The following is a 22,056-nucleotide window of genomic DNA, read 5'->3' on the forward strand; positions in this document are numbered from 1 at the left end:
AATTCCAAAAAGCACGGGCATTCATTTGCCCGGCGGAAAGTGTACCATGGGTAATTTCCCAGAATGCAATCTTAGTGGCAACAAAACAACAATTCAAAAATGTAGTATCAGGCCGCGCGCAGGGCATCGACGATCTTCAGGCGGGCCGCGCGCACGGCGGGCAGGAAGCCGCCGATGAAGCCCATGAACAGGGAAAACATCAGGGTCTTGGAGACGATGGCGGGACTGAGTTTGAAGCCGAAGGCCAGCTCGGAAAAGGACTGGAAGTTGGTAGTCGAGAATGACAGGAATTGCATGAAGGACGCGCAGAACAGCCCCGCCGCACCGCCCACCAGTGCCAGCAGCATGGCTTCGGTCAGGAAGGCGGCGAGGATGCTGCGGCGCTGGAAGCCGAGTGCGCGCAGGGTGCCGATTTCGCCGACGCGGTTGGCTACTGAGGCATACATGGTGATGGTGGCGCCGATCATGGCGCCGATCGAGAAGATGATGGACAGCGCCAGCCCCAGAATGCTGATGAAGTTGGACAGGGCCTTGGACTGGTCGGCATAAAAAGTCTGTTCGCGCTTGGCTTCCAGCGTCAGCCGTGGGTCGGATTCGATGTCCTTCTTGAAGCGCTCGAAGTCATTGCTGTCGGCCAGCCGTACGATCACGGAGGAATACGCCGAGCGGCGGAAGGCCTGCATCAGCTGATCGGCATCGCCCCAGATCTCGGAATCGAAACCGCTGTTGCCGGCGTCGAACAGGCCAACCACGGTCCACTCGCGCTGGCCGAAGCGCAGGGTTTCTCCGATGCCTGCGCCAACGAAGCGGCGCGCGATGCTGGCGCCCGCAATCACCTCGGATGCGCCGGGCCGGAACATGCGGCCCTCCGTCAGCTTCACTTGCGGACGCATGGCGGAGCCACGTTCGCTGACGCCGCGGATCACGATATTGGAGGGCTTGTCCGAGCCGCGCTTGGGCAGGGAAATCAGCACCACGGTTTCTTTCGACAGCATGGGCTGGCCGTCCGGGCCGAGGCCAATGGCGGGGTGGCTGGCGACTACGGATGCCTGCTTGCGGTCCACGCCACTCTGCACTTCCGTTTCGGCGGAACGGCGGATCACGACGACGTTGTTGTATTCGCCCGTGGTGACGAGCGTGGTGCGCAAGCCTTCATCCAGCATCAGCACCGTGGCGAATACGAAGACCACCAGCGCCAGGCCGCCTGCCGTGAGAATCGTGGTCAGGCGGCGCGTCCAGAGATTGCGGGCGATGTAGGAGAAGGGGACTTTCATCAGCCTATGCTCCGCAAGCCTTCAACGATGTTCACGCGCGTGGCGCGCAGTGTGGGCGCGATGGCGGCAATGGCGCCGACCGCCAGCGCAGCAAGGATCTGCTGCAGCACCGTCAGCGGCGCGACTTCAAACACGGGGAACATGGTGCCCATCAGTTTTGCGAAGCCGGCGGCGAGCGGGAACAGCAGCGCAACGCCCAGCAGGCAGCCGACCATGGCCAGTAGCAGCGATTCGCCGAAAATCAGCATGGTCAGGAAGCCCGGACCAAAGCCCAGCACCTTGAGCGTGGCGTATTCGGCCAGCCGTTCGCGGGCGCTCATCGCCATGGTGTTCGCCATCACGGCCATGATGATCACGATCACCACGAAGGACACTACGCGGATCGCCACCACAATCGCTTCCGACATCGACACAAAGCCCAGCTGGAAAGCTTTCTCCGTCTCGGTCAGGGTTTCGGCCAGCGAGTTGCGGAATGTGGCGTCGATGGCGGCAGAAATGGAAGCCGCATCTTCCGGCTGGCGGATCTCCACCACGTAAACGCCAATCTGGTTGGCCCGGCGCGGCGCCTGTCGCTTGATGGCTTCGTTGATGTAGTCCCAGTGGAAGAACATGGTGGCGGTGTTGGTGGTGGTCTTGGCGCCGTCGTAGATGGCGCGCACCACGAATTCCCAGGTGCCGGGATAAATGGTGCCCTTGATCGGAATGATGTCGCCCACCTTGAAGCCATACTGCTCGGCGAGTTTGCGGCCGACGATAGCGCCTTTGCGGTCGCGCAGGAAGGCGGCGCGGTCGGCTTCGGGCATCAGATAGTCGGGATAGATGTCCAGATAGCTCTTGCCGGAGATCGCGAACTGGGCGAAGAAGTTTTTCGGGTCCTGATAAACCCCGCCAAACCAGTTGGCGTAGCCGACGCCGGATACGCCATCCACGGCGCGGATACGGGCTTCGTAGGACAAGGGCAGGGGAAACACCAGCGAGGTGGCGTTGCGGGTGACGAGCGTGGTGGCGGCCGCGCCTTCCGCGCCCGCGTACCAGGCATCGACCACGGTCTGCAAAAAGCCGAACGAGATCGTCGCCACCATCAGGCCGAGCACCGTGAGCACCGTGCGCAGCTTGTGGCGGAAGGCGTTGCGGGCGATCAGCTTGAGCAGATACATGATGTCAGGCGGCGGCGTCCAGCAGCTCGCCCTTTTCCAGGTGGACCAGCTTGCGCGCCTGCTGCGCGGCGTGGGCGTCATGGGTGACCATGATGATGGTCTTGTCCAGTTCCCGGTTCAACTGATTGAGCAGCGCGAGTACATCGGTGGCGGACTGGCGATCCAGATCGCCGGTGGGTTCGTCGGCCACCAGCAGCACGGGATCGGTGACGATGGCACGCGCGATCGCCACGCGCTGCTGCTGGCCGCCGGACAGCTCATTTGGCGTGTGGTCCATGCGGTCGGAGAGGCCTACCATGGATAAGGTCAGCTCCACGCGCTCCCGCCGTTCGCGCCGGCTCAAGGAAGTCAGCAGCAGCGGCAGTTCCACATTTTCGTAAGCCGTCAGCACCGGCATCAGATTGTAGAACTGGAAGATGAATCCCACATTGGAAGCGCGCCAGGCCGCGAGCGCGCTCTCGGACATGTTCGCGATATCCAGGCCGTCGACGCGCAGCACGCCGCTATCCGGCTTGTCGATGCCCGCGATCAGGTTGAGCAGGGTGCTTTTGCCGGAACCGGATGGTCCCATCAGCGCCGTAAAGTCCCCGCGCTGGATATCGAGCGTGATATCGGTCAGCACAGGCACGGTCTGTCCACCGCGCCGGTAGGACTTCACCAGATGTTCGATCTGGACCAGGACGCTCATTTCTTGGTGGCGGCAACCGGCTGGCCGTTCTGCAGTTTTTCGGATGGCTTGAGCACCACCTTATCACCCGGCTTCAGGCCCCTGACTTCGACCAGCTCGCCAACTTTGCGGCCGGCCGCGACAGGCGTCACGTGCGCTTTATCATCCACGATCACGAAAGCCACCGACTTGCCATCGCGCTGCACGATGGCGGACGGCTGCACGGCGGTCACGGCCACACGGTCTTCAGGCGGCACCGGCTTGGACAGGAAAGCCACCTTGGCGCTCATATCGGGCAGGATGCGCGGATCGCGGTCGTTGAAGCGCACCTTCACCAGCAAGGTTGCCTTGCTGCGGTCCAGCGTGGGCACCATGCGCGAGACAGTGCCGGACAAGCGCAGTTCAGGGAAGGCATCGAGCTGGATTTCGGCCGGCTGATCGACGCGGATCTTGGCCAGGCTGGATTCGGATACATCGGCTTCCACTTCCAGCGTGTCCATATCGGCGATGGTGACCACCGCGCCCTTGCTGTCGGCGGCGGAAGAGAAGGGCGTGATGTTATCGCCCACGTTGGCGTTCTTGGTCAGGATCACGCCATCGAAAGGCGCGCGGATCAGGGTCTGGTCCACCGCCACTTGCGCGGCGCGGGCATTGGCCTGGGCGGCAGCGATGGAGGCGCGGTCGGCACTGATGGAGGCTTTGGCCTTGTTGTAGCGGGCCAGCGCCGCATCGGCAGCCGAAGCCGCAATGAATTTTTGCTGGAGCAGGTCCTGCGCACGCTGGTTGGCGTTGCGGGCGTCCATCAACTCCGCCTGGCCCTGTTCCAGATTGGCTTGCGCCACCTTGACGTTGGCCTGGGCCTGGCCCAGCGCGGCGCTGACGTCGCGGTTTTCCAGCCTCGCCACCACTTCATCCTGCTTGACGCGGCTGCCTTCCAGCACGCCCAGCCACTCCAGGCGGCCGGTGGCCTTGGACGACAGCGCAGCCTTGCGCTGTGCCACCACATAGCCGGTGGCATTCAGCAGGGTGTAGTTCTGGGAGGGCCAGGCCTGGGCCACGGTGACCACGTCCACATCGGCCTTGCCGCCGCCACCGCGCGCCACGACAGCGCCGATCGCGATCAGCACGACGGCGCCGATGATCAGCCATTTCCAGCGCCGTGGGCGCCGTATCGGGGCAGCGGAGGGGCTGCCACGCTCGATCTTCAGTTTTGAAATATCCGGAGCCGCCACACGCACCTCGCAGTGAAGTTGCCATGGTTGCCAATAGTGCTACACATTGTGGCACTCCGCAAGTGCTAGTCCGGCTCGTTCAGCAGGGCATACAGCTGGCTGGCGCTGACCGGCTTGACCAGATGGGCCGCAAATCCTGCTGCATGGGAGCGTACCCGGTCGGCAGGCTGGCCGTAGCCCGTCAAGGCGACCAGATGGGTTTCGGCGAAGCCGGGCTGCTGGCGCAGTTCGGCCGCCAGTTCGTAGCCGTCCATGCCAGGCAGGCCGATGTCGAGGATGGCGATATCGGGCGTGAAGCTCTGGCTGGCGCGCAGGGCGCTGACAGGATCGGCTGCCGTTTCGACCTGATGGCCGTGCACTTCAAGCAGGGTACGCAAGCCGTCCAGCACGTCGGGATTGTCATCCACCAGCAGCACGCGGCGGCGCGGGCAGCCGCCGGGATTGTCGACGCGGGCCGCAGGCGCCTGCTGCGGCTGTCCCGCCTGCGCGGGAGCGAGCGGCATGCGCACGGTAAATTCGCTGCCTGTGCCGATGCCTTCGCTGCTGGCGCTCACGCTGCCGCCATGCAGGCTGGCGATGCTGCGTGCGATGGCCAGGCCCAGTCCCAGTCCGCCGCGCGAACGGTCCAGCGCCTGGCGTTCCTGTACGAATTTGTCGAAGAGCTGGGGCAGCATTTCCGGCGCAATGCCGATTCCGTTGTCGCGCACCTGCACGACGGCCAGGCCGTCTTCGCCCCCGGCTTGCAGCGAGATCTGGCCGCCGCTGTTGGTGTACTTGGCGGCGTTGGTCAGAAGATTGACCAGCACCTGGGTGAAGCGTGCGGGATCGGCCTGGACTTCCATGCCGCTGACCGGCACGTCCACCCGCAAATAGTGGTGGCGCTCCTCCAGCAATGGGCTGACGGTTTCCACTGCCTGAGCGACCAGCCGCGCCAACTCCACGCGTTCCTTGCGCAGCGTGATCTTGCCCTGGGCGATGCGGGCCACGTCGAGCAGGTCATCCACCATGCGCACCATGTGCTGGGCCTGACGCTCGATCACCGCATGCTCTTTCTGCAGTGCGCCAATGCCTTTCAGGCGCATCAGCTCCAGCGCGATCAGGATAGGCGAGAGCGGATTGCGCAGTTCGTGGCCCAGCATGGCAAGAAAGTCGTCCTTGGTGCGGTTGGCGATTTCCGCTTCGCGCCGCGCCCGCACCAGCTCCGTCACTTCGAAGGCGACCAGGGCGACGCGGTCCACCTGGCCGTGTGCATTGCGGACCGGCTGGTGCACGTAGTCGAAGTAGCACTCTTCGCTTTCGCCTAATGGACCGCGCGCCAGCAGCACGCGGCGCGCGCGGCCTTGTACGGCGTGCCCCGTGCGCATGACGTGTTCCAGTTCGTTGATCAGGCCCTGGCTTTCCAGTTCAGGGAATGCCTGCCGCAGCGGCATGCCCATGACGTCGCGGCCGCCGATGATTTCGCTGTAGCGCTCATTCAGCAGTTCATACACCAGGCTTGGACCGCGCAGGATGGCAATCGCCGCAGGCACCTGCATGAACACCGTTGCCATGCGCGCGGCATCGGCGCGTTCGATCTGGCGGATGCGCGCGCGTACCAGATGGGAATCGACGCGGGTCATCAGCTCGCGGGCGGAGAAGGGTTTGACCAGGTAGTCGTCAGCGCCGGCACGCAGGCCCTCGATGCGCGCCTCTTCGCCGGCCCGGGCGGATAGCAGCATCACTGGAATGTCGTGCAGGGTCTCGCTGTCGCGCAGGGCAGCCAGCAGGCCGAAGCCGTCCAGTTCCGGCATCATCACGTCGGAAATGATCAGGTCGGGCCGCTGGCGTGCCGCCTCGGCCAGGGCTTCGCGGCCGTTGCTGACAGCCGTGACATGCCAGCGCTGGCGCAGCAGGCGTACCAGGTATTCGCGCATGTCGGTGTTGTCGTCGGCTACCAGCACGCGTGCCCCGACCGTGAGCACGCTGCTTTCGTCGGCAAGGTCGAGGAAGGACTGGTCGGGCAGGGATTCGGGCAGCCAGCGCGTGGCTTCCAGGGTGTAGGCTTCACGTGCACCATGATCGGTGGCGGCTGGCGCTTCGCCGATCTGCTCGTCCGCGATGTGGGCATGGCCCAGTGGCAGGGTGATGGTAAAAGCGGTGCCTACGCCAGGCTCGCTGCGCACGGCGATGGTGCCGCGGTGCAGTTCGACCAGGTCGCGCACCAGGGCCAGGCCGATGCCGGAACCCTCATGGGTACGCGAACGCGTGCCTTCCACGCGCTGAAAGCGTTCGAAGATGCGGCCCAGGTGCTGGGCCGCGATGCCGACGCCGGTGTCGCTGACTTCCAGCATGGCATGGCCATCCTGCTCGCGCAGGCTGAGGCCGATGCGGCCTTCGAAAGTAAACTTGAAGGCATTGGACAGCAGGTTGAGCACAATCTTTTCCCACAGCCCAGCATCGACCCAGGCGGGCGAGGATAGCGGCTGGCAATCCACGCTGAGCGTCAGGCCCGCGCTTTCCACCACGGAGCGGAAGCAGCTGGCCAGGTCGGCGGTCTGCGCGGCCAGGTCGGTTTCGGTGTAATGGGCCTGCATGCGGTTGGCTTGCACACGCGAGAAGTCGAGCAGGGTATTGACCAGCTTTTGCAGGCGCAGGGCGTTGCGGTGCGCGACCTGCAGGCGTTCGTGCTGCACCGGGCCGAGGCGGTTCGCACTGTCGTTGATGGCGTCCTCAATGGGGCCCAGCATCAGCGTCAACGGCGTGCGGAATTCGTGGCTGACATTGCTGAAGAAAGTGGTCTTGGCACGGTCCAGTTCCGCCAAAGCTTCCGCGCGCCGGCGCTGCTCTTCCGCGGCGGTGGCATTCTGCAGCGCGGCTGAGACCTGGCCTGCCACCAGTTCGAGGAAGCTGTAATACTGCGCATCCAGTCTGGTGACAGGGCTGATGCCCAGCATGAGCAGGCCTGCGGGGCGCTGCTGGCCGGGAATTTCCAGCGGCAGGACCAGGGCTTCCGTCAACGGCCGGTCTGCCAGCCCAAGCGGCAAGCCGGGCATGTGATCGACGGGCAGCAATTCGGCATCGCGGCCCGGCGCCATATCGGCAGGCAGGGGCGGCGGGTTGGACAGGTGAATAGTCTGCCGCAGCTGCAGGCGGTCGGATTCCGCCTCGGCGAGGTAGAGCGCGGCAAAAGGAATGTCGTTCGGGTTTTGCGCGATGGCGGACATGGCGCCGGCGCAGGCGCTGGCCACCGTGTGCTCGCCCAGCGCGGCGGCCGACAGCGCCGATAACGTTGCCAGCCGGCGCGCATTCAGCTTGCTGGTGGTGACGTCGGCGGAAGGACAGAACAGGCCGCCGACCCCGCCCGACTCATCTGCAATCGGACTGTAGGAAAAGGTGAACCATTTTTCTTCCAGCCAGCCGGCGCGGTCCATGAACAGCTGCTCGGCTTCGACGAAGGTGGCTTCGGCCTTATTGAAGACTTTATCGACCAGCGGCGTGCAGTAATCCCAGATCTCGGCCCATACCTCGCTGGCGGGACGGCCTAATGCCCACTGGTGCTTGGCTTCGCCCAGCACGGCGATATAGGCGTCGTTGTACAGAAACGTGGCTTGCGGACCCCAGCCGATCCAGATCGGATGCGTCGTGTTGAGCATCAGGCTGACGCTGGTGCGCAGGCTCTGCGGCCAGTTCTCCAACGGGCCGAGCGGCGTGGTGGACCAGTCGAATTCGGCGATTAGTCGCCCTAGCTCACCGGGTGATGCGAGAAACTGGGGAAGTCGGCTCACGTTGTTTCCGATGTAACCAATAATCGAACACGCACTCTAAGACAGGTTGGCGTGGGGCACAAGGAGAGCGCGTTTGACAGTTCCCGTTCCTGCAACGGATACTTACTTGAATCTGCGACCAACCGTGAAGTCATGCTGCAACCGCCTGCTTTTCCAATCCGCAAAGAATGTCCGCCTGGCGCCTGTGTATGCGAGCGCGAGTTGCTGCTGGACGACCCGCAAGCCGACCTGCGCATCCTGCGTCTGACGAAAGACGAGGAGAAGCGGCTGATCGAACGCATCGAAGCCATTGCCAGCTACGCGGAATTGATGCGCGTCGGGCAGCGCTTGCAGGAACAGTTGGGCATCACCGTCAGCATACTGCCGGGTCCGAATGAGGTGCGCACGGTACGCGGCTTCCAGATCGAGCTGGCGCAGCGGCCGGGCCTGTGCCGCAAGACGCGCGAATCGATTCCCGCCGCCATTCGCCGTTGCCTGAACGCCCATCCGGATATTGCCTTTGCGATTCTAAATGCCAACGATTTGTTGTCCGGGCTGTGATAAAGTTGCCTGATCCTATTTAAACCAGGGGCAAAAGCGGGTGTCTGCCACGCCGTGGCAGGCACCGGGGTTGCGCCTCTGGTTTTTTACCAAAGGGGAGGCGGACATGGTTGCGTATCGCAGGCGGGACTTCCTCAAACATGCCGGCTGGGCCGGCGCAGCTTCGGTCCTGAGCGGACATGGGCTGTCGGCGCTGGCGGCTTCAGCGTCGGTGAAATTGCCGTTCGACAACGGCGAACGAGAGCTGGTGGCGTTTCCGCAGAAACGCCCAATGATTGTGCTGACCAGCCGGCCACCCCAGCTGGAAACACCTTTCTCCGTATTCAATGAAGGCGCGCTGACGCCAAACGATGCCTTCTTCGTGCGCTATCACTGGAGCGCGATTCCCACTTCCATCGACCCGGCGGCCTACCGGCTGAAAATCGGTGGCCACGTGAACACGGCGCTGGAGCTGTCGCTGGCCGACATCAAGCAGATGGGCGACGCCGTCGAGCTGGTGGCGGTCAATCAATGCTCGGGCAATAGCCGCGGCCATTTCTCGCCGCGTGCCAATGGCGGGCAGTTGTCCAACGGTGCGATGGGCAATGCGAAATGGACCGGTGTGCCGCTGAAGACGGTGCTGGAAAAGGCCGGTGTGAAGGCGGGCGCAGTGCAGGTGGCCTTCAACGGGCTGGATACTCCGCCCGCTGGCGACGGGCCGGATTTTGTCAAAGCCCTGAATATCGATCATGCGCTGGACGGCGAAGTGATGCTGGCGTGGCAGATGAATGACGCGGATCTGCCGGTGCTGAACGGCTACCCGCTGCGGCTGGTAGTGCCGGGCTATTACGGTACCTATTGGGTCAAGCATTTGTCCGATATCACGGTGCTGGATAAACCGTTTGATGGTTTCTGGATGGCGTCGGCCTACCGCATTCCGGACAACGCCTGCGCCTGCGTGCAGCCGGGTACGGCGCCGGCGCGCACGGTGCCGATCGGGCGCTTCAATGTGCGCTCCTTCATCACCAGCCTGCAGGATGGGGCGCGGGTGAAGGCGGGCCAGCAGATCGTGGTCAAGGGCATAGCCTTCGATGGCGGACAGGGCGTCACCGAGGTGGCGTTCTCGGCCGACGGCGGCAAGTCGTGGCAGTCGGCGACGCTGGGCAAGGACCTGGGCAAGTATTCCTTCCGCGAGTGGAGCGCGGCGTTCAAGCCGGGCAAGGGCACGCATGAGCTGATGGTGCGCGCGGTCAATCGCATCGGGCAGAGCCAGCCGATGACGGGACTGTGGAATGCGGCGGGCTATATGCGCAATACGGTCGAAACCACGCGCATCGTGGCAGCTTAAGGGGAGATGACAATGAAAGCATTCATCGCCATCGCCGCCGGCGTGCTGGCCTTCGCATGCGGCGCGGCTGCTGCAACCGAGATTGTGCTGCCGCCCGAGACGGCAGCCTACAAACAGAGCGCGCTGCCCGGCTTCCAGCTGGTGCAGGCACATTGCCTGCTGTGCCACTCGGCGCAGTATGCCCAGATGCAGCCGCCAACGTCGCCACGCGCCTACTGGGAGGCGACCGTCAAGAAGATGAAGAAGCCTTTTGGCGCCCAGTTCCCGGATGAGGATATTCCGGCGCTGGTCGACTATCTCGTGAAAACCTACGGCAATGAGAAGCCGAAATAGCCAGCCAAAACCAGGGACGTGAAGCAGGTGGCCGCCACGATGTGGCAGCCACCAGGGTTGCGCTGCTGGTTTGCGCTACAATCCCGCCTTTCCCTGAAGGCAAAGCTGTTCTCATGACCATCCCATCGCAAATCCTGCAGGCGCTTGAACGCGCCGATTCGTCCTGGCACGCCGTTCTGAAAGAGGGCCTGGAAGCGATGGAGAAGGCAAATCCGGCGTATCTGCCGGAGCTGGCGGTGGATAGCTATTTGCCGACGGAGCTGCGCTTGTTTGCTGCCTTCACTCAGCCGCTGGACAAGGTGCGCTACGTGCTGGTGGGCGAAGGCCCTTACCCGCGTGCCGAAAGCGCCACCGGCGTCTGCTTCATGGACGGCGCTGTGAAAGGGCTATGGTCGGAGGAGGAGGGCGGCGGCCTGTCCAAGCCGGTCAATAAGGCAACTTCCCTGCGCAACTTCATGAAAATGCTGCTGGTGGCAGATGGCCAGCTGAGCGAAGCCCAGACTAACGGCGAAGCCTTGGCGGCCGTGTCGGCGCAAGCGCGTGCCGGCGCGGCGGTCCAGACATTGGCTGAGGTGCAGGAACGCCTGACCACCCACGGTTTCCTGTTGCTGAACGCCTCTCTGGTGTTCCGTCCCCATATTGCCCCGGTGAAAGATGCCAAAGCCTGGCTGCCTTTCTTCGAAACCGTGATGCGCGCGCTGGCCGAGCGTAAGCCGACGCTGGTGCTGTGGGGCAAGATCGCCGAGCAACTGAACAAGCTGGCGGTGGTGCAGGCGCTGCCGCAGATCGTGTGCGAGCACCCGTATAACATCTCGTTTATTGCCAATAAGGAAATGCAAGCCCTGTTCGGTCCGATGAGGCTGCTGAAGGCGTGACGACGTAGGGCGGATCAGTGATCCGCCGAAAGCAAGCCTTCCCACAGGCGCCTGAGGGGCGTCCGGCAAGCTTTTCGCAACTCTGTTATACTTGACTAAATCGTTCAAGTAATCGGGGAGTCATCGCGAGAGCAGAACGATATTTTAACTGAGTTGAACCGAGGTTGTGATGCGTCTGACTACCAAAGGCCGTTTTGCTGTGACTGCGATGATTGATCTGGCTATGCGCCAGGGCAAAGGTCCTGTGACGCTTTCTGGCATCAGCCAGCGCCAGTCGATTTCCCTGTCCTATCTGGAACAGCTGTTCGGCAAGCTGCGCCGCCACGAGATCGTGGAATCGATCCGCGGCCCGGGCGGTGGTTACAGCCTGGCGCGCCGCGCCGACAAGGTGACTGTGGCCGACATCATCATCGCCGTCGATGAGCCGCTCGATGCAACCCAGTGCGGCGGCAAGGAAAACTGCCACGGCGCCGATCATGCGAACGGCGCCCGCTGCATGACCCACGAGCTGTGGGCCACGCTGAATGAAAAAATGGTCGACTATCTGGACTCCGTGTCCCTGCAGGACCTGGTCGACCAGCAGAAAGCAAAGAACGCTGAACAGAACGTCGTGGTCATGCACGGCAACAATCAGGCAGCCCTCGGTTAACCGAATTGGAGTAATTAGATGAACGCCCCTGAAAAGAAAGTTTCGCAGGTAGCACCGGTTGAGTTCCATACTGCACCGCACTTCCCGATCTACATGGACTACTCGGCCACCACGCCGATCGATCCCCGCGTTGCGGACAAGATGATCCCTTACCTGCGCGAACAATTCGGCAACCCGGCCTCCCGCAGCCACATGTACGGCTGGACCGCGGAAGCGGCCGTGGAAGAGGCGCGCGGCCACGTTGCGGCCCTGATCAATGCCGATCCGCGCGAGATCATCTGGACCTCCGGCGCGACCGAATCGAACAACCTCGCCATCAAGGGCGCGGCCAACTTCTACAAGACCAAGGGCAAGCACATCATCACCGTGAAGACCGAGCACAAGGCTGTGCTGGACACGGTACGTGAACTGGAACGCCAGGGCTTCGACGCTACCTACCTGGACCCGCAGGACAATGGCCTGGTCAGCGTCGAGCAGATCGCTGCTGCCGTGCGCCCGGACACCATCCTGGTTTCCGTGATGATGGTGAATAACGAAATCGGCGTGATCCAGCCGATCAAGGAAATCGCCGCCTTCTGCCGCAGCAAAGGCATCATCTTCCACTGCGACGCTGCGCAAGCGACCGGCAAGATGAAGATCGACCTGCAAGACCTGAAGGTTGACCTGATGACCTTTACCGCCCACAAGACCTACGGCCCGAAAGGTATCGGCGCCCTGTACGTCTGCCGCAAGCCGCGCGTGCGTATCGAAGCGCAGATGCATGGCGGTGGCCACGAGCGCGGCCTGCGTTCCGGCACGCTGCCGGTGCACCAGATCGTCGGCATGGGCGAAGCCTTCCGTCTCGCGAAAGAGGAGATGGACAGCGAAATTTCCCGCATCAAGGCACTGCGTGACCGCCTGGCCACTGGCCTGCAGGAAATCGAAGAAACCTACGTCAACGGCGACATGGACCACCGCGTGCCGCACAATCTGAACGTGAGCTTCAACTTTGTGGAAGGCGAATCGCTGATCATGGCGGTGAAGGACATCGCAGTATCGTCCGGCTCCGCTTGCACTTCGGCTTCCCTGGAACCATCTTATGTGCTGCGCGCCCTGGGCCGCAGCGACGAACTGGCGCACAGCTCGATCCGCTTCACCATCGGCCGCTTCACCACCGAAGAAGACATCGACTTCGCCGTGAATTTGCTGAAGTCCAAAGTGGGCAAACTGCGCGAGCTGTCCCCGCTGTGGGAAATGTACAAGGATGGCGTCGATCTGAACTCCATCCAGTGGGCCGCGCACTAAGCGCCAACGAATTTTTCAAGATACAGGAGCATCGAAATGTCTTACTCGGAAAAAGTCCTCGACCACTACGAAAACCCACGCAATGTGGGCTCCTTCGAAAAGGGCGATGAAACGGTCGGCACCGGCATGGTCGGCGCACCGGCTTGCGGCGACGTGATGAAGCTGCAGATCAAGGTCGGCGCAGACGGCAAGATCGAAGACGCAAAATTCAAGACCTACGGCTGCGGTTCGGCTATCGCCTCCAGCTCGCTGGTCACCGAATGGGTGAAGGGCAAGTCGCTGGATGAAGCGCTGGCCATCAAGAACACCCAGATCGCTGAAGAACTGGCGCTGCCGCCAGTGAAGATCCACTGCTCCATCCTGGCGGAAGACGCCATCAAGGCCGCAGTGAACGACTACAAGGCAAAGCACGGCGCTTAATTTGTACAGCGTCGCCGCGGAGGAATTATGGCAATTACATTGACCGAAAGAGCAGCCAAGCATATCAACCGCTACATCGAGCGCCGCGGCAAGGGCGTCGGGCTGCGTTTTGGCGTGCGTACCACTGGCTGCTCGGGTCTGGCCTACAAACTGGAATACGTGGACGAAGCGGCGGCCGAGGATTCGGTCTTCGAGTCGCACGGCGTGAAAGTGTTCGTTGATCCGAAAAGCCTGCCGTACATCGACGGCACGGAGCTGGACTTCGCCCGCGAAGGCCTGAATGAAGGCTTCAAGTTCAACAACCCGAACGAGAAAGACGCCTGCGGCTGCGGCGAAAGCTTCCGCGTATAAGATCGTGCAGAACCACTTCGACCTTTTCCATCTTCCCCAGCAGTTTGCCGTCGAACAGGCCGCGCTCGACGCGGCCTACCGCGACGTGCAGGCGCAAGTCCATCCCGACCGCTTCGTGAACTCGACCGACGCCGAAAAGCGCGTCGCCATGCAATGGGCCACCCGTGCCAACGAGGCTTACCAGACGCTGAAGAACCCGCAGAAGCGCGCACATTACCTGTGCGAGCTGAATGGCGTGGACCTGAAGGTCGAGTCCAACACGGCGATGCCGATGGACTTCCTGATGCAGCAGATGGAGTGGCGCGAAGAGCTGGAAGAAGCGCGCGCGACGAAGAACGAAGAGCTGCTCGACAAGCTGGATGGCCAGCTGCGCGCGGCGCGCAAGCAGCAGTTGCACGAGATTGAGCAGCATCTCAACGAGAAAGACTTCCACCCGGCCGCCACCGGCGTGCGCGCGCTGATGTTCCTCGAAAAATTCGGCGAAGAAGTGCGTTTCGCCTACGACGCGCTAGAAGCGTAAAAGAACAAGACAGGTTTCACAATGGCTCTTCTGCAGATTTCCGAACCGGGCATGTCCACCGCCCCGCACCAGCATCGCCTGGCGGTAGGCATTGACCTTGGCACCACCAATTCGCTGGTTGCGACCGTACGTAACAGCATTCCCGAAGTGCTGAACGATGAAGACGGCCGCCCGCTGCTGCCTTCCGTGGTGCGCTATCTGCCGAATGGCCATGCCAACATCGGCTACAAGGCCCAGGCTCACCAGACCACCGATCCGAAAAACACCGTCGTTTCCGTGAAGCGCTTCATGGGCCGTGGCCTGAAGGACGTCGCTTACGCCGAGAACCTGCCCTACGATTTTGTTGATGGTCCCGGCATGGTGCAGCTGAACACGGTCGCTGGCGTGAAGTCGCCAGTCGAAGTCTCGGCGCAAATCCTGGCCACCTTGCGCCAGCGCGCGGAAGATTCGCTGGGCGACGACCTGGTCGGCGCCGTGATCACCGTGCCTGCCTACTTCGATGAAGCGCAGCGCCAGGCGACCAAGGACGCGGCCCAATTGGCTGGCCTGAACGTGCTGCGCCTGCTGAGCGAGCCGACTGCTGCGGCCATCGCCTACGGCCTGGATAACGGGTCGGAAGGCGTGTTCGCCGTGTATGACCTGGGCGGCGGCACCTTCGATATCTCGATTCTGAAGCTGACCAAGGGCGTGTTCGAAGTGCTGTCCACCGGCGGCGATTCCGCGCTGGGCGGCGACGACTTCGACCACCGCCTGTTCTGCTACATCCACGAACAGGAAAAGCTGTCTCCGCTGAACGACGTCGACACGGCCGTGCTGATGGTGAAAGCACGCGAAGCGAAGGAGCTGCTGTCCACCAAGTGCGAAGTGACCGTGGACGCCAAATTGAGCTCCGGTGAGGAAGTGCACATCAAGATCACGCCGGAGAAGTTCGCCGAGATCACCAAGCACCTCGTCGCCAAGACCATGAACGCCGTGAAGAAAGCCCTGCGCGACGCAGAGATCGATGCCGACGATATCGACGGCGTGGTGATGGTCGGCGGCGCCACGCGCATGCCGCATGTGCAGCGCGCGGTGGGCGAATACTTCCACACCATCCCGCACGCCAACATTGATCCGGACAAGGTGGTGGCGCTAGGCGCGGCCATTCAGGCCAATCTGCTGGCGGGCAACCGCGCAGCGGGCGACGACTGGCTGCTGCTGGATGTGATCCCGCTGTCCCTGGGCATTGAAACCATGGGCGGCCTGGTTGAGAAAATCATCCCGCGCAATTCGACCATTCCTTGCGCCCGCGCGCAGGAGTTCACCACCTTCAAGGATGGCCAGACCGCGCTGGCGGTGCACGTGCTGCAAGGCGAGCGTGAACTGGTGAGCGATTGCCGCTCGCTGGCGCGCTTTGAACTGCGCGGCATTCCGCCGATGGCTGCTGGCGCTGCGCGTATTCGCATTACGTATCAGGTGGATGCAGATGGCCTGCTGTCCGTTTCCGCCCGCGAGCTGCGCTCGAACGTGGAAGCGTCGATCACCGTCAAGCCTTCGTATGGGCTGGGCGATGACGAAGTGGCGCGCATGCTGCAGGAATCGTATGCCTCCGCTGAAGACGATATGAAAGCCCGCGCCCTGCGCGAAGAGCAGGTTGAGGCTGAGCGCATCATGCTGGCCACCCAGTCTGCGCTGGAAGAAGATGCGGCGCTGCTGTCCGATGAGGAACGCGCAGCGATCGACGCGCTGATGGCGGCCACCATGGATATGCTGGTGAAATCCGGCAGCGGTGAAGCCGACCATCTCGCCGTGAAAGCTGCGTACGAATCGCTGGCACGCGGCACCGAAGAATTTGCATCGCGCCGCATGGACCGCAGCGTGCGCAAGGCCTTGGCCGGCAAGTCGCTGGACCAGGTCGTATAACACCAAGCTGAATGGGCCACTTGGGCAATCCGGTCCGTATCGTAGGGCGGATCATCGATCCGCCGCGAGCGGCCAGCAACATAAACTGAGGAAGAGAAGTGCCACAAATCGTCATCCTGCCGCACGCCAAGCTGTGCCCCGAAGGCGCCGTGATCGAAACCGAATCCGGCAAGTCCATTTGCGATGTCCTGCTGGACAACGACATCCACATCGAGCACGCCTGCGAGAAGTCCTGCGCCTGCACCACTTGCCACGTGCTGGTGCGCGAAGGTTTCGACTCGCTGAACGAAGCGTCGGAAACGGAAGAAGACTTGCTGGACAAGGCCTGGGGCCTGGAAGCGCAATCGCGCCTGTCCTGCCAATCCGTCGTGGCGGATGAAGACCTGGTGGTCGAGATTCCGAAGTACACCATCAACCACGCCAGCGAAGGCGGCCACTGATTACGGAGTTCACCATGCTGAAATGGACTGATATCACGGCCATCGCCGAGGCCCTGTACGACAAATTCCCGGACGTCGATCCGACCACGATCCGCTTCACTGACCTGCACAACAAGGTCGTCGAGCTGGAGGATTTCGACGATGACCACAAGCGTGGCGGAGAGAAGGTGCTGGAAGCGATCCAGCAGGCGTGGATCGATGAAGCAGAGTAAGAACGGCGGCGCGAAAGGCGCCGCTGCCGCTTCTGCGGCTACCAAGGCGGCCGCGCCGCGCGGTGCATTGCCCGCTACCGTGACCGATATCCCTGAAGTGAAGCCCGGCCAGTCGGTCGCGCTGCTGCAGGAGTTGCACATCCTTACGCGCGATGGCAAGCTGAATCAGGATTCGCGCCGCAAGCTGAAGCAGGTTTATCACCTGTACCAGTTCATCGAACCTTTGCTGAATGATGTGCGTGCGGAGAAGGGGACGGTGTCGCTGGTCGATCACGGGGCAGGGAAGTCCTACCTCGGCTTTATTATCTACGACCTGTTCTTCAAGGCGCTGTCCGACGCGTCGCATATCTACGGCATCGAAACCCGCGAGGAACTGGTGGCGCGCTCGCAGGAACTGGCGCGCAAGTTTGATTTCCCGGGCATGAGCTTCCTGCCGCTGTCGGTCGCGGAGTCGACTTCATCGGACAAGCTGCCGGAGCAGATCGACATCGTCACTGCGCTCCACGCTTGCAATACCGCGACCGATGATGCGATCGACTTTGCGCTGAAGAAGAAGGCCAAGCATATTGTGCTGGTGCCTTGCTGCCAGGCGGAAGTGGCGTCTGTGCTGCGCAAGAATAAAGGCCAGTCTTTAGGCAAGAACGTGCTGACCGAGTTGTGGCGACATCCGATCCATACGCGCGAATTCGGCAGCCAGATCACCAACGTCCTGCGCTGCCTGCAGCTTGAGGCGCACGGCTATCAGGTCACTGTGACCGAGCTGGTTGGGTGGGAGCATTCGATGAAAAATGAATTGATCGTCGCGACCTACAAGAACTTGCCGCGCCGCCGCCCGGCCGAGCGCCTGGCCGAAGTGCTGGCTACCGTCGGCCTGGAGGAGATGTCCGGCCGCTTTTACACGGGCGCTGATGAAAACCAGAAGCGTGAACCTGGTGGCAGCCACATCGTGGCTGCCACCGGCTCTTCGCCGTTGGTTTTGGAGGACGCCGCGGGCGCTTCAGCAATCCCGGAGGTAGCGCCATGAGCACCAGCTACCCTACCGCCGGCGCATCCGCGCAGGCCGTCCCCGGCGAGCGCTGGATCGACTTGCGCAGCGACACGGTCACGCAACCCAGTGCCGCCATGCGCGACGCCATGTACGCCGCGCCGGTAGGCGATGACGTCTACGGCGACGACCCAACGGTCAACGCCCTGCAAGACTACGCCGCCGCGCAATTCGGCTACGAAGCCGCCTTGTTCGCGGCATCCGGCACGCAAACTAATCTGATCGCGCTGCTGGCCCACTGCGGACGCGGTGACGAGTACATCGTCGGCCAGGAAGCGCATACCTACAAATACGAAGGCGGCGGCGCTGCCGTGCTGGGCAGCATCCAGCCGCAACCATTGCTCAACCGCGCCGATGGCAGCATCGCGCTGGAAGACATCGAAGCGGCCATCAAGCCGCGCGATGTGCACTTCGCACGCAGTAAATTGCTGGCGCTGGAAAACACCATTGGCGGCCGCGTGTTGCCGCGCGACTACGTGGCGCGGGCAACGACGCTGGCTCATGATCGTGGTCTGAACACCCACCTCGACGGCGCCCGCATCTGCAACGCGGCCGTGAAGCAGGGCATCAGCCTGCGCGAAGCCGTGCAAGGTTTCGACAGCGTCAGCGTCTGCCTGTCCAAAGGCCTTGGCGCGCCGGTTGGCTCCGTGCTGTGCGGCAGCAAGGAACTGATCGAAGACGCCAAGCGCTGGCGCAAGATGGTCGGCGGCGGCATGCGCCAGGCCGGCGTGATCGCGGCGGCGGGGCTGTACGCGCTGCAGAACAATGTGCAGCGCCTCGCTGAAGACCACGACAACGCCGCCTGGCTCGCCGCCGAGCTGGCGAAGACCGGCGCCATCCAGGTCAGCCAGCCGCAAACGAATATCCTCTTCGTGACGCTGCCGCGCGAAGCCGGCGAAGGCCTCAACAAGGCGCTGGCCGCTGAGCGGATTCGTGTCTCGATGGCGCCCACCCTGCGCATCGTGACCCACCTCGACGTCAACCGCCAGGATCTCCAGCGCGTTGCTGCTGTAATTACCGAATACTTCAAATGACCGAAGACGCAACAATCCGCCTCGCCAAGCGCGTGGCGGAAATGGTTCCTTGCTCGCGCAGTGAGGCAGAGACTTATATTGCTGGCGCTTTCGTCAGCGTGGACGGCGTCGTGGTCGAAGAACCCGGTGCGCGCGTCGCTCCGCACCAGCAAGTCACGCTGGCGCCTGACGCGACGCTGCTCGACATTGCGCCAGTCACGATTTTGTTGCACAAGCCAGCGAACGTTGACGCGCTAAGCCTGCTCGTGCCGGAGAACCGCAGCGCCGATGCACAGCGCGGACGCTTCCTCAAGCGGCACGTGCACAACCTGAGTGCCTGCTTGCCGCTGGATGCCAGCGCGAGTGGCCTGTTCGTGTTTACGCAGGACTTCCGCGTGCAGCGCAAGCTGGTGCAGGAAGGGGCAACGATGGAGCAGGAAATCATCGTCGACGTGGAAGGCCAGATCGCGGAAGGCGGTTTGCAGCGGCTCAATCAGGGTGCGGGCAAAGTCAGCTGGCAAAACGAACGGCGCTTGCGTTTCGCGGTAAAGCCACCGAAACCGGCGCTGATCGCGAAGCTGTGCGCCGACGTTGGCTTGCGCGCCATCTCGCAAAAGCGTCTGCGCATTGGACGCATCGCCATGTCCGGCCTGCCGGAAGGGCAGTGGCGCTTTCTGCTGCCGTACGAGCGATTCTGAACACGCTGTAAGCCGCGAAACAAAATGTAATTCTTCCAATTCGGCGGTGTGCGGCTGGCTACTATGAATTCGCCAACCAGGAGAATGCCATGAGCTACAGCACGATTCCGTCATACGCCGACCTGACCTTCAATGAGATGGCGAACGCGACGCGTTTGCCACTGACGGCGTATTACGGCAGCACACCCGGCTACGACAACATTGCGCAGTACAGTGCAAACTACTTCGGCGCCGAGAACCACGCGGTGTTCAGCTTTACTGCGGTTGCGGGCGCAGTCTATTCGCTGCACTCCACCAGCTATAACGATCCCACAACGCTGCTCGCGTTCGATGACCATGGCAGCGCGATTGCGGAAGACGATCACACCGGTAGTTGGGGCGAAGACCATGTGAGCTTCGTCGCGCCGTACACGGGCACTTTCTATGTTGATGCATCGTGGGTGCAAGGCGATTACAGCGACCAGCAAGCCGTGGGCTTGAGTATTCTGGAAGACCTGGCGACGCTGCGCGGCTTCAATATCGACGGCGGTCCGGCTAGTGAAAACATCGACGGCACTTCGGGCAACGACAATATATTCGGTTACGGCGGGAACGACTCACTGTTCGGAGGCCGCGGCGACGACTATCTCGATGGCGGCGCGGGTCTGGACGAAGCCTTTTACAACGGCAACCGCTCCGAATACTCTGTGCACGCTTATGGCGACCGTTTCCTGGTGACGGATCTGTATGGGAATGACGGCGCGGATGTGCTGTCCAATATCGAGCGTGTCAGCTTCAAAGACATGAGCGTCGCCTTCGACTTCAACGGTTCCGCAGGTGAAGCTTACCGTCTCTACCAGGCTGCGTTCAACCGCACGCCGGATCTTGGTGGACTGGGCTTCTACATTCACTATCTGGACCAGGGCATGTCGCTGGAATCGGTGGCGAATGGCTTTGTCAACTCGCCGGAATTCCGCTCGATCTACGGCACGAATCCGAGCAATACGGCCATCATTACGCACTTCTACGAGAATGTGCTGCACCGTGAACCGGAGCAGGCAGGCCTGGATTACTGGGTCAATATACTCAATAACAAACAGGCTTCGCTCGCGGCAGTGCTGATCGGCTTCAGCGAAAGCCAGGAAAATTTTGTGAACCTGATCGGCAGCATGAAAGACGGGATCGACTACATCCCCTATGGTTGATCGCCGCTTGTGATATCGTGTCCTCAGGAGGGGAAACAGTATGCACAGCGAATTCTGCACCGTGGCGCGCTATCTGATACCGACTGAGGCGCATGTCGTCTGCGGCTGTCTGAAGGCGGCGGGCATTGCGGCGGTCGTGGTGGATGACCAGTACGTCCAGAGCAACCTGCTGCTGGCGCCGGCGATCGGCGGCGTGCGGGTGCTGGTGCCGGAGCGCGATCTGCCGCTGGCGCAGGAAGTGCTGGAAGCGTTTGAGCGTGGCGACCTGGCGCTGGGCGATGATGCCGATGTGGGCAAGCCGAACGTGGTGCCCTTCACGCCACGCAAGTGAACACCAGGGCCTGGATCTGGCCCTCGATAATCCCGTTGCCATAGCGCCGCTGCAGCGCGCATTCGGCGGCCGTCGTGGCTTCCGTCAAATCTCCCCTTGCTTCGATCTCGCCCCGCCATGGCGTGCCCTGGCAGTAAGCTGTCGCCGGAATGCGTGCGGACGGCGCGTGGCTGCGTGCAGCCAGCACGGTGTGCTCGATGTTCCTGAATCCAGCCGCTTCGAGATCGCGCCGGATAACGGCCGGATCGTTATAGCCGTGCGGCGTACGCGCCATGAAGCCTGGCGGATCGAAAGGGAACAGCTTGGCCAAAGCCTCGTTGATGGTGCAGGCGAATTCGTTGGCTTGCAGTGTGTCCCACACATTGAACAGGAAAGTGCCGCCTGGCTTGAGCACGCGCCGTGCTTCGGCAAAGGCGTGCGCTTTGTCTGGGAAGAACATCACGCCGAACTGGCAGACCACCACGTCGAAGCTGGCGCCGGGGAATGGCAGGTCCATCGCATTGCACTGCTGCCATTCGATGTTCGCCGCCTTGCACTGCTTGCGCGCCTGGTCGATCATGGCCTGATTCAGATCGGTGGCGATGATGACCGTGTCGGACGGCAGCTTCAGCATCATCTTGCGCGTTACGGCGCCGGTGCCTGCGGCCAGCTCCAGCACGCGGGCAGGTGTGCGCTGCACAATGCGCTTGATCAGGTCTTCGGAATAGGGATCGAATATGAGCGGCACCATGAAGCGCTCATACAGTTCAGGAACGGAACCAGAGAATGCAGCATCTGCAGCAGTCATGATCGTCTCCCCGAGTCGAAGCCTACTCAGAGTATAGGCCTGTCGGGAAGC

The 22,056-nt window shown here is 62.3% G+C and carries 23 protein-coding genes; 17 read left to right on the forward strand and 6 right to left on the reverse strand.

The genetic code is table 11. The annotated features are described in order from the left end of the window. Nucleotides 1-107 precede the first annotated feature (107 nt). The 5 genes from AB4Z19_RS00285 to AB4Z19_RS00305 all read right to left on the reverse strand — a co-directional run bounded on the left by AB4Z19_RS00285 (nt 108) and on the right by AB4Z19_RS00305 (nt 8,094). The gene (locus tag AB4Z19_RS00285) at nt 108-1,274 is read right to left on the reverse strand and encodes an ABC transporter permease (protein WP_442026487.1); all 1,167 of its coding nucleotides are present in this window, start codon (nt 1,272-1,274) and stop codon (nt 108-110) included. Continuing rightward, on the reverse strand, nt 1,274-2,431 hold the full coding sequence (locus tag AB4Z19_RS00290) for an ABC transporter permease (RefSeq protein ID WP_442033850.1): 1,158 nt from the start codon (nt 2,429-2,431) through the stop codon (nt 1,274-1,276). Before AB4Z19_RS00290 ends, AB4Z19_RS00285 begins: the two co-directional genes overlap by 1 nt. 4 nt (nt 2,432-2,435) lie before the next feature. Next, nucleotides 2,436-3,119, reverse strand: coding sequence for an ABC transporter ATP-binding protein (locus tag AB4Z19_RS00295; protein WP_442025884.1), 684 nt, complete (start codon nt 3,117-3,119; stop codon nt 2,436-2,438). Next, nucleotides 3,116-4,330 carry an efflux RND transporter periplasmic adaptor subunit gene (locus tag AB4Z19_RS00300; RefSeq protein WP_442025885.1) on the reverse strand — a complete coding sequence of 405 codons (1,215 nt, stop codon included), beginning with the start codon at nt 4,328-4,330 and terminating at the stop codon, nt 3,116-3,118. Before AB4Z19_RS00300 ends, AB4Z19_RS00295 begins: the two co-directional genes overlap by 4 nt. 65 nt (nt 4,331-4,395) lie before the next feature. Continuing rightward, nucleotides 4,396-8,094 (reverse strand): ATP-binding protein, encoded by a 3,699-nt coding sequence (locus AB4Z19_RS00305; RefSeq protein ID WP_442025886.1) that lies wholly within the window; start codon nt 8,092-8,094, stop codon nt 4,396-4,398. A 132-nt stretch (nt 8,095-8,226) separates the two neighbouring features. Between AB4Z19_RS00305 and AB4Z19_RS00310 the strand changes: the two genes are divergently transcribed. The 17 genes from AB4Z19_RS00310 to AB4Z19_RS00390 all read left to right on the forward strand — a co-directional run bounded on the left by AB4Z19_RS00310 (nt 8,227) and on the right by AB4Z19_RS00390 (nt 21,218). Next, complete coding sequence (locus AB4Z19_RS00310; RefSeq protein WP_442025887.1) at nt 8,227-8,634, forward strand: hypothetical protein; 408 nt, start codon at nt 8,227-8,229, stop codon at nt 8,632-8,634. Between the two features lie 106 nt (nt 8,635-8,740). Continuing rightward, entirely contained in the window at nt 8,741-9,961 is a 1,221-nt protein-coding gene (gene sorA / locus AB4Z19_RS00315) for a SorA family sulfite dehydrogenase catalytic subunit (protein WP_442025888.1), read from the forward strand. 12 nt (nt 9,962-9,973) lie between these two features. Then, nucleotides 9,974-10,294 (forward strand): SorB family sulfite dehydrogenase c-type cytochrome subunit, encoded by a 321-nt coding sequence (sorB, locus tag AB4Z19_RS00320; RefSeq protein ID WP_442025889.1) that lies wholly within the window; start codon nt 9,974-9,976, stop codon nt 10,292-10,294. A 113-nt stretch (nt 10,295-10,407) separates the two neighbouring features. Next, a complete protein-coding gene (locus tag AB4Z19_RS00325) occupies nt 10,408-11,169 on the forward strand; it encodes a uracil-DNA glycosylase (RefSeq protein ID WP_442033852.1) in 762 nt (253 codons plus the stop codon). Between the two features lie 169 nt (nt 11,170-11,338). Then, nucleotides 11,339-11,818: a Fe-S cluster assembly transcriptional regulator IscR gene (iscR, locus tag AB4Z19_RS00330; RefSeq protein WP_442030232.1), complete on the forward strand. Its 480-nt coding sequence runs from the start codon at nt 11,339-11,341 to the stop codon at nt 11,816-11,818. Nucleotides 11,819-11,836: 18 nt separating this feature from the next. Continuing rightward, on the forward strand, nt 11,837-13,102 hold the full coding sequence (locus tag AB4Z19_RS00335) for an IscS subfamily cysteine desulfurase (protein ID WP_442033854.1): 1,266 nt from the start codon (nt 11,837-11,839) through the stop codon (nt 13,100-13,102). A 36-nt stretch (nt 13,103-13,138) separates the two neighbouring features. Further along, on the forward strand, nt 13,139-13,522 hold the full coding sequence (gene iscU, locus AB4Z19_RS00340) for a Fe-S cluster assembly scaffold IscU (RefSeq protein WP_442025423.1): 384 nt from the start codon (nt 13,139-13,141) through the stop codon (nt 13,520-13,522). Nucleotides 13,523-13,549: 27 nt separating this feature from the next. Continuing rightward, on the forward strand, nt 13,550-13,873 hold the full coding sequence (gene iscA, locus AB4Z19_RS00345) for an iron-sulfur cluster assembly protein IscA (RefSeq protein WP_442025422.1): 324 nt from the start codon (nt 13,550-13,552) through the stop codon (nt 13,871-13,873). Between the two features lie 4 nt (nt 13,874-13,877). Next, nucleotides 13,878-14,393 carry a Fe-S protein assembly co-chaperone HscB gene (hscB, locus tag AB4Z19_RS00350; RefSeq protein WP_442025421.1) on the forward strand — a complete coding sequence of 172 codons (516 nt, stop codon included), beginning with the start codon at nt 13,878-13,880 and terminating at the stop codon, nt 14,391-14,393. 21 nt (nt 14,394-14,414) lie between these two features. After that, nucleotides 14,415-16,295, forward strand: coding sequence for a Fe-S protein assembly chaperone HscA (gene hscA, locus AB4Z19_RS00355; RefSeq protein WP_442025420.1), 1,881 nt, complete (start codon nt 14,415-14,417; stop codon nt 16,293-16,295). Nucleotides 16,296-16,393: 98 nt separating this feature from the next. Beyond that, nucleotides 16,394-16,735: an ISC system 2Fe-2S type ferredoxin gene (gene fdx / locus AB4Z19_RS00360; protein ID WP_442025419.1), complete on the forward strand. Its 342-nt coding sequence runs from the start codon at nt 16,394-16,396 to the stop codon at nt 16,733-16,735. Nucleotides 16,736-16,752: 17 nt separating this feature from the next. Continuing rightward, nucleotides 16,753-16,947 (forward strand): Fe-S cluster assembly protein IscX, encoded by a 195-nt coding sequence (iscX, locus tag AB4Z19_RS00365; RefSeq protein WP_442025425.1) that lies wholly within the window; start codon nt 16,753-16,755, stop codon nt 16,945-16,947. After that, nucleotides 16,934-17,971, forward strand: coding sequence for a class I SAM-dependent methyltransferase (locus tag AB4Z19_RS00370; RefSeq protein WP_442025418.1), 1,038 nt, complete (start codon nt 16,934-16,936; stop codon nt 17,969-17,971). Before iscX ends, AB4Z19_RS00370 begins: the two co-directional genes overlap by 14 nt. Beyond that, nucleotides 17,968-19,026 (forward strand): low-specificity L-threonine aldolase, encoded by a 1,059-nt coding sequence (ltaE, locus tag AB4Z19_RS00375; RefSeq protein WP_442033856.1) that lies wholly within the window; start codon nt 17,968-17,970, stop codon nt 19,024-19,026. The genes AB4Z19_RS00370 and ltaE overlap by 4 nt, the downstream gene beginning before the upstream one ends. Further along, the gene (locus tag AB4Z19_RS00380) at nt 19,023-19,703 is read left to right on the forward strand and encodes an RNA pseudouridine synthase (protein WP_442025416.1); all 681 of its coding nucleotides are present in this window, start codon (nt 19,023-19,025) and stop codon (nt 19,701-19,703) included. Before ltaE ends, AB4Z19_RS00380 begins: the two co-directional genes overlap by 4 nt. An 89-nt stretch (nt 19,704-19,792) precedes the next feature. Beyond that, the gene (locus AB4Z19_RS00385; protein ID WP_442025415.1) at nt 19,793-20,887 is read left to right on the forward strand and encodes a DUF4214 domain-containing protein; all 1,095 of its coding nucleotides are present in this window, start codon (nt 19,793-19,795) and stop codon (nt 20,885-20,887) included. Between the two features lie 40 nt (nt 20,888-20,927). Further along, nucleotides 20,928-21,218 carry a putative signal transducing protein gene (locus AB4Z19_RS00390; protein WP_442025414.1) on the forward strand — a complete coding sequence of 97 codons (291 nt, stop codon included), beginning with the start codon at nt 20,928-20,930 and terminating at the stop codon, nt 21,216-21,218. Here AB4Z19_RS00390 and AB4Z19_RS00395 read toward each other — a convergent pair. Then, a complete protein-coding gene (locus tag AB4Z19_RS00395; protein WP_442033858.1) occupies nt 21,202-22,005 on the reverse strand; it encodes a class I SAM-dependent methyltransferase in 804 nt (267 codons plus the stop codon). The two genes, AB4Z19_RS00390 and AB4Z19_RS00395, sit on opposite strands and share 17 nt — an antisense overlap. Nucleotides 22,006-22,056: the final 51 nt, after the last annotated feature.

Origin of the sequence: Pseudoduganella sp. RAF19 (genome assembly GCF_052114165.1) — a bacterium.
Taxonomy (GTDB): Bacteria; Pseudomonadota; Gammaproteobacteria; order Burkholderiales; family Burkholderiaceae_D; genus Rugamonas.